Annotated in this window: 1 protein-coding gene; it reads right to left on the minus strand. The window is 32.2% G+C overall.

Annotated features, from left to right (window positions below; translation table 11 throughout):
• Window positions 1-166 precede the first annotated feature (166 nt).
• Complete coding sequence (locus tag CD33_RS20340) at window positions 167-325, minus strand: hypothetical protein (protein WP_176400158.1); 159 nt, start codon at window positions 323-325, stop codon at window positions 167-169.
• Between the last annotated feature and the right edge of the window lie 150 nt (window positions 326-475).

The raw sequence follows: 475 nt of genomic DNA on the forward strand, positions 1-475 counted from the left end.
ATATAGTACATTAAATGTATTTTATTGTACTATATCGTATAGAAGTTAGTAAAATCAACGATTCGAATGTAAGAAAATATCTATTTTCATACATTCGAGAGCCCCTTAGGACATAAAAAAACACCTGAATTTAGGTGTTTAAAGAAGGAAATATTTGTTGTTCATATTAATTTTCTCGATTGTGATTGATTTGGTTACGATTGAAGTTTAGGTCTTCTGCGAATTCTTCACGATGACTATTTAAATCAATTTCACGTTCGCGATTCTGATTTAAGTTTAAATCCTCAGCAGACTCTTTATTGTTCTTATTTTGTTTTTTATCCATACTCGTTTCACCTCCATGCTCCTTTTTTTGAGTCATGAGATTTTTTAAAACCGTTGGATGTGTTTTAAGATAAATAAAAAAAGCATGACTCAAAAGTCATGCTTTTTTTGCCTAGCGACGTCCTACTCTCACAGGGGGAAGCCCCCAACT

The organism is Ureibacillus sinduriensis BLB-1 = JCM 15800, from assembly GCF_000772955.1.
GTDB classification, from domain to species: Bacteria; Bacillota; Bacilli; order Bacillales_A; family Planococcaceae; genus Ureibacillus; species Ureibacillus sinduriensis.